At 64.1% G+C, this 6,720-nt stretch carries 6 protein-coding genes; 3 read left to right on the forward strand and 3 right to left on the reverse strand.

Annotated elements, in window-relative coordinates:
• The first annotated feature begins 12 nt into the window (after positions 1–12).
• From CP49_RS07890 to CP49_RS07900, 3 genes are all read left to right on the forward strand, one after another.
• Positions 13–927 carry a phosphoribosylaminoimidazolesuccinocarboxamide synthase gene (locus CP49_RS07890; RefSeq protein ID WP_057849726.1) on the forward strand — a complete coding sequence of 305 codons (915 nt, stop codon included), beginning with the start codon at positions 13–15 and terminating at the stop codon, positions 925–927.
• A 260-nt stretch (positions 928–1,187) separates the two neighbouring features.
• The gene (locus tag CP49_RS07895) at positions 1,188–1,994 is read left to right on the forward strand and encodes a crotonase/enoyl-CoA hydratase family protein (RefSeq protein WP_057849727.1); all 807 of its coding nucleotides are present in this window, start codon (positions 1,188–1,190) and stop codon (positions 1,992–1,994) included.
• 103 nt (positions 1,995–2,097) lie between these two features.
• Positions 2,098–4,296: an SLC26A/SulP transporter family protein gene (locus tag CP49_RS07900; protein ID WP_057849728.1), complete on the forward strand. Its 2,199-nt coding sequence runs from the start codon at positions 2,098–2,100 to the stop codon at positions 4,294–4,296.
• A 104-nt stretch (positions 4,297–4,400) separates the two neighbouring features.
• On the opposite strand, the gene CP49_RS07905 is transcribed toward CP49_RS07900, so the two are convergent.
• The 3 genes from CP49_RS07905 to CP49_RS46650 form a co-directional block, all read right to left on the reverse strand.
• Positions 4,401–5,894, reverse strand: a complete 1,494-nt coding sequence (locus CP49_RS07905) for an NAD-dependent succinate-semialdehyde dehydrogenase (RefSeq protein WP_057849729.1) — start codon at positions 5,892–5,894, stop codon at positions 4,401–4,403.
• Positions 5,895–6,104: 210 nt separating this feature from the next.
• Positions 6,105–6,425: a hypothetical protein gene (locus tag CP49_RS07910; protein ID WP_057849730.1), complete on the reverse strand. Its 321-nt coding sequence runs from the start codon at positions 6,423–6,425 to the stop codon at positions 6,105–6,107.
• Positions 6,406–6,720, reverse strand: a 315-nt coding sequence (locus tag CP49_RS46650) for a hypothetical protein (RefSeq protein ID WP_210183096.1), incomplete at its 5' end; no start/stop codon positions are given. The genes CP49_RS07910 and CP49_RS46650, both read right to left, overlap by 20 nt.

The raw sequence follows: 6,720 nt of genomic DNA on the forward strand, positions 1-6,720 counted from the left end.
AAGCCTGACCGAATGAACGCGATGCTCGCCAGCGATTTGCCCTTGCCACGGCTTGGCCGCGGCAAGGTGCGCGATATCTATGCCGTCGGCGACGACCGTGTGCTGCTGCTCACCACCGACCGCATCAGCGCGTTCGACGTCGTAATGGCCGAGACCATCCCGATGAAAGGCGCAGTGCTGACGCAGATCAGCGCGTGGTGGTTCCGCCAGCTCGAAGGCGTGGTGCCGCATCACATGATCAGCGCCGATGCCGACGAAATCATCCGCAAGGTGCCCGCCTTGAGGGACCATCGCGCCGACATCCTCGGGCGCGCGATGCTGTGCCGGCGCACCACGGTCTTCCCGGTGGAATGCGTGGTCCGCGGCTATATCTCCGGCTCCGCCTGGAAGGAGTATGCCGCATCCGGCACGCTGGCCGGCGAGGAGCTCAAGCCTGGACTGGTCGAAAGCGAGAAGCTGGAGACGACGATCTTCAGCCCGGCGACCAAGGCCGAGACTGGTCATGACGAGAACATTACGGTCGCCCGGATGCGGGAGATCGTCGGCGCCGACGTCGCGGAGAAGCTCGAGACCATGGCGCGCACGATCTACAATTTCGGCGAACGGATTGCCCGGCATCAAGGCATCATCATCGCGGACACCAAGTTCGAGTTTGGTCGCGCGGCGGACGGCCGCATCATCCTGATCGACGAAGTGATGACGCCGGACAGTTCGCGGTTCTGGGCGGCCGACGTTTACAAGCCCGGCCGGCCGCAGCCGTCCTTCGACAAGCAGCCGCTGCGCGACTATCTCGACGCCGAGCGCCGCGCCGGCCGCTGGAACGGCGATGCCCCGCCCCCGCCGCTGCCGGAGCACGTGGTGGACGCGACCAGCAAGCGGTATCTTGAGGCGTATCGGCGCGTGACGGGTGACGAGTTGGAGGTCTAGATAGTCAACAGCGACCTCGCCCATTCTCTTGCTGTCGTCGCCCGGCTTGACCGGGCGATCCAGTACGCCGCGGCTTCTCGATTCATTCACTGCTGTCTCTGGGATACTGGGTCGCCCGGTCAAGCCGGGCGATGACAACTGTGGAAGATGGCGGCCTTACCGTCATTGCGACCCGTTGGCTCGCAATGACGACTTGGGATTGCGTCGCCCTCGCGTCTAGTGCCAAGCTTCCAGGAAACAAGATCCAGGGAGCGCCTGATATGTCCGAAGCCGATACCGTGCTTGTCGAACGCGATGGTCCCATCACCATCGTTTCCATCAACCGCCCGCATTGCAGGAACGCCGTCGATGGCGCCACTGCGCGCGAGCTGTACGACGCCTTTCTTGCCTTCGACGCCGACGAAAGCGCGTCCGTCGCCGTCTTCACCGGCACCGGCGGCTATTTCTGCGCGGGCGCGGATCTCAAGGCGGTGGCGGCGGGCGATCCCAACAAGAAGCGCGAACTCGGCGGGCACGGTTCGATTGCGCCGATGGGACCTAGTCGTTTGCGGCTGTCAAAGCCGGTGATCGCGGCGGTCGAGGGCTTTGCGGTGGCCGGCGGCATGGAGCTGGCGCTATGGGCGGATATGCGCGTGGTCGCCGAGGATGCGACCTTCGGCATCTTCTGCCGCCGCTTCGGCGTGCCGCTGATCGATCTCGGCACCATCCGCCTGCCGCGGCTGATCGGCCATTCGCAGGCGATCGATCTGATTCTCACAGGACGCCCGGTCAGCGCACCGGAAGCACTGCGCATAGGTCTTGCCAACCGCGTCGTCGGCCGCGGCGAGGCGGTGGCGCAGGCAATTGCGCTCGCCCAGGAAATCGCGCGCTTCCCGCAAAAGTGCCTGCGCGCCGACCGGCTGTCGGCGCTGCGGCAATGGGACCTTTCCGAGGAGGAAGCGATCGCCAATGAGATGCGCGGCGGGCTCGAGGTGATCGCCTCGGGCGAAACGCTGTCGGGTGCGACACGATTTGCTTCCGGCGTGGGCCGCCACGGCGCGTTCGGCGGCGATGGGGGGACCGACTGAGGCCGCGCAGCGCCTTAACAGCCCGGCTGTCATAAGATTGTTGTTGTCGTCCCACGCCGGCCTCGTCTACGACTAACGTACGGAATTTTGGGGCTTTTTTCGCGTGATTGGTCGATCAACCTATTTCGGCTCGCGGGCAAAGCGGGCCATCAATGATATTATTGGTGGGAGCGCGGCGAGCGTCCTCGGCACTACTTTCGGCCTGTCCTATGCGTTGCTGATCTTCGCAGGACCGCTGTCGCCGTATTTGTCCTATGGCATCGCGGCAACCTTCGTCAGTTCTGCCGTGATTGCGACTGTCATCGCGCTCGGCAGCTCCCTGCCGTTTGGGGTCGCCGGCCCCGACAGCGCCACCGCGGCGGTGACCGGGATCCTTGCCGCATCGCTGGTCGAGCGCATCCTCGCGGCCGATCCGTCGGCGCAATTGCTTTCACCCGTGCTGATCACGCTAGCCCTGTCGACCGTGGTAACCGGCATCGTGCTGTGCGGCCTCGGCCTGACACGGATGGGGCGCGCCATCCGCTACGTGCCCTATCCCGTGATCGGCGGGTTCCTGGGCGCGACCGGGCTTCTGATCGTGCTGGGCGCCGTCCGCGTGATCACCGATCATCCCGTGCAATTGAACACGCTGCTTCGCTTCACCAACATCATCACGATCTCGGAATTGAGCGCGGCTTGCGCGATGGCGTTCGTGCTGTACGTGACCTCGCACCGTTCGCGCGGCCCGTTCGGTCTGCCGGCCGTCCTGATTGGCGGCGTGATCGCGGCGCATCTGGCGTTCTGGATCATCGGCATCTCCTCCGAGCAGGCCCGCGCCATCGGCTGGACCTTCCAGCCGCCGCCGCCGGCGGCCTTCATGCTGCCATGGCACGCCGACGAGCTCTCCCACTATCCCTGGTCAGCGGTCCCTGACCTGCTCGGCAATTTGGTCGCCGTTATCTTCGTCACGGCGGCCAGCACCCTGTTCAACACCACCGGCATCGAAGTCGCAGTGCATCGCGAAGCCAATCTGGAGCGCGAACTCAACGTCACCGGCTTTGCCAATATCCTGGCCGGTGCGCTCGCGGGTTACGCCGGCTGCGTATCGGTCAGCCGCACCATCCTGAATTTCAGCAGCGGCGGCAGGGGCAGGCTTTCCGGCCTGACGGCTGCTGCCGTCTCGCTGCTGATGCTGGCGGTGGCACCCGCCCTGCTCGGCTACATGCCGAAATTCGTGCTCGGCGGGCTTCTGCTCTATCTCGGCGCGGGCCAGTTGCACAAATGGATCATCGAATCGCGCAAGCGGCTCTCCAACATCGAATACCTCTCGCTACTCGCGATCATCGCCATCGTTGTCACCTGGGGATTCGTCCCGGGGGTTCTGATCGGTGTCATCATCGGCTGCGCGACCTTTGCGTTCAGCGCGGCGCGGATCGAGTCGATCAAGTTCAGCTTCGACGGTTCGGAGTATCGCAGCTCGCTCGATCGCTCGCGCGACGACCAGGACGTGCTGCTGGCCCATGGCGGCAAGATCCAGGGGCTGAACCTGCAGAGCTACCTGTTCTTCGGCTCCGCCAACCGGCTCTATCAGCATGTCAAGGCGCTGCTGCTGCTGCAGCCGGAGTGCCGTTATCTACTGTTCGACTTCAAGCTCGTCACCGGCATCGATTCGTCGGCAGCGTACAGTTTTGCGCAGATCAAGCGCAGCGCGCATGATCTCGGCGTCCATCTGGTGCTGGTGCATCTGTCCGCCAGCGCCGAGAAGGTGCTGCGCTCGAGCGACTTCATCACCGATGGCATCACCACGATCGACGAACTCGACCATGCGCTGGAATGGTGCGAGAACGAGATCATCATGCAGCATCAGGGGCTCGCACAGGAAGCGGCCAATCTGCGCGACTGGTTCACCCGGATGCTCGATAGTGAGGACGACGCCGACGAACTGATCCGCCGCTGCCAGCGTATCGAAGTCGCCGCCGCCGAGATCATCGTGCGCGCCGGCGACGCCGCCGATTCCATGCATTTCATCCTCGACGGACGTGTCGGCATCATGGTCCCGGCCGATGACGGCCGCGCCACGCGCGTGCGCAGCCTCGGCCGCTACACCACGATCGGCGAGATGGGCCTTGTCTCGCACGCGCCGCGTAGCGCGACGATCCAAGCCGAGGTGGCAAGCGTGCTCTACGTTCTGAACACGCGTCAATTCGAGGCGATCAAGACCGACGATCCCGCGCTGGGCCAAAAGCTCCTGACTTACTTTGTGTCCGTGATTGCGGAGCGGCTTTCCTTCGCCAACCAGACCATCGCGGTGCTGCGGCGGTAGAGCGCAGGGTGGGCAAAGCGCAGCGTGCCCACCACTTCTAGCACGGACGACGGCGGTGGGCACGCTTCGCTTTGCCCACCCTACGAAACTCCATCCGGTGACGGCTACACGCCCGCCATCATCACGTATTTGATCTCGACATATTCCTCCATGCCGTGATGCGAGCCTTCGCGGCCAAGGCCCGATTCCTTCACGCCGCCGAACGGCGCGACTTCGGTGGTGATGAGGCCGGTGTTGACGCCGACCATGCCGGCTTCCAGCGCTTCGGCAACGCGCCAGACGCGGCCGAGATCGCGCGCGTAGAAGTACGACGCCAGGCCAAACGGCGAGTTATTGCACATCGCGATCACGTCGGCCTCGTCCTTGAAGCGGAACACCGGCGCCAAGGGGCCGAAGGTTTCTTCATGCGCCACCAGCGCGTCCGCCTTCACGTTGGAAAGCACGGTCGGCTCGAAGAAGCTGCCGCCGAGCGCGTGGCGCTTGCCGCCGGTGATGATCTTCGCGCCGCCCTTGACCGCATCCGCAATATGCTTTTCGACCTTGTCGACCGCAGCCATGTTGATCAGCGGGCCTTGCGTGACGCCGGCTTCCGTGCCGTCGCCGATCTTCATCGCCGCGACCTTCTTGGAGAGCTTTTCGACGAACTCGTCGTAGATTTTGTCCTGGGCGTAGATGCGGTTGGCGCAGACGCAGGTCTGACCCATGTTGCGATACTTTGAGATGATGGCACCCTCCACCGCCGCGTCGATATCGGCATCATCGAACACCACGAACGGCGCATTGCCGCCGAGCTCGAGGCCGAGCTTCTTCACGCCCACGGACGCCTGCTGATAGAGAATCTTGCCGACCTCGGTCGAGCCGGTGAAGCCGACGAAGCGTACCGCGGGATGCTCGCACAGTACCTTTCCGATCGCGGACGAATTGCCGGTGAGGATGTTGAACACACCCTTGGGCACGCCGGCCTTTTCGGCGAGCGCGACCAGCGCCAGCGCGGTCAGCGGCGTCTCATTGGCCGGCTTGAGCACAACGGTGCAGCCGGCAGCGAGCGCCGGCGAGACTTTGCGGGTGATCATCGAGCAGGGGAAATTCCACGGCGTGATCGCGCCGCAGACGCCGATCGGCTGCTTGATCGCGAGCAGCCGCGCATCCGGCCGCTGGGTCGGTATGGTTTCGCCATAGACCCTGCGGGCTTCCTCGGCGAAAAATTCGACATAGGCGCCGCCGATATCGACCTCGCCGAGCGCCTCCGCCAGCGGCTTGCCCTGCTCGGAGGTGAGGATCAGCGCGAGATCCTCGCGGTTGGCCGCGATCAGCTCGAACCACTTTCGCAAAATGTTGGAGCGCTGCTTTGCGGTGAGCTTGGCCCAGGCCGGGAAAGCGCGCTCGGCGGCTTCGACGGCTTGGGTGGCTTCCGCGGTGCTGAACGCCGGGACTTTTGCGAGTTCGACGCCGTTCACGGGATTGGTGACCGGGCGCGACGGTGTGCCGACCCAGGCGCCGTCGATATAGCAGCGGTCGCGCAGCAGCGAGGGGTCTTTCAGGCGGTCGTGCAGCGAGGGTTGGGAGGATTTGGCGCGAGCGGCGACGGGCGGGTTCATGGCGTTACTCCTCGGATTTTCTTGGGATATTGGTCCGAGTACAGGCCTGTATCAGCAGCAATGCATCGGCGGCTGAAGCAGCCCTGCTTCAACGAATATTGAGGGCGATGATGGGGTCGCCGTCATTCCGGGATGGTGCGCAAGCACCAGACCCGGAATCTCGAGATTCCCGGTTCGATGCTGCGCATCGCCCCGGAATGACCGGGGCAATCACGCCGCGCCGCTCAAATACGCCTCGCGGCGGCCGATCATGCTTTGCGCGGCCGCCTTGGCGTCGGCTTTAGTGGAGGTCGCGCACGTGCGGTATTCGAGGTCGGGCAGCTTGGCCGTATCGCGGCGGCCGAACCAGGATTTGGAACCGACCGGCAAAAGCGCCAGCGCCTGGGCGACGTTATCGACCGCCTCGAAAGAGTGCAGCGCGCCGGTACCGGCGTAGCGGACTTCGTAGATTCCGGGCGAGATCGGCGCCTCGATATTTTCGCCACGCCCGGGACGGGGGTAGCGCTTCCATTCACTCCATGTCGAAATCATTTGCGCACCTTTGCACAAGCGGAAAAATGACAACCATTTTGGTTAATTTGATCCAGCCAACGCGCTGGCGTTTGCGTTGGAATTTGAACGCCTTACTGCAAAAAATCGGTGACGGGAATCGCGGCGTAATCACGTTATCGTGGATGGTAAAGCCGGTCACCGCCATTGCCCTTTGTCCGCCGCAGATTGCGGCGGGGTGTTGCCGGATAGACCCAAGAGACGCAAACTCAAGAGCTGCCCGCGCGCTCCTTTGCCCATCACGAGACCGCGACATCGGCCGCGGCCTGCCGCTGCC

Origin of the sequence: Bradyrhizobium valentinum, assembly GCF_001440405.1 — a bacterium.
Lineage (GTDB): Bacteria > Pseudomonadota > Alphaproteobacteria > Rhizobiales > Xanthobacteraceae > Bradyrhizobium > Bradyrhizobium valentinum.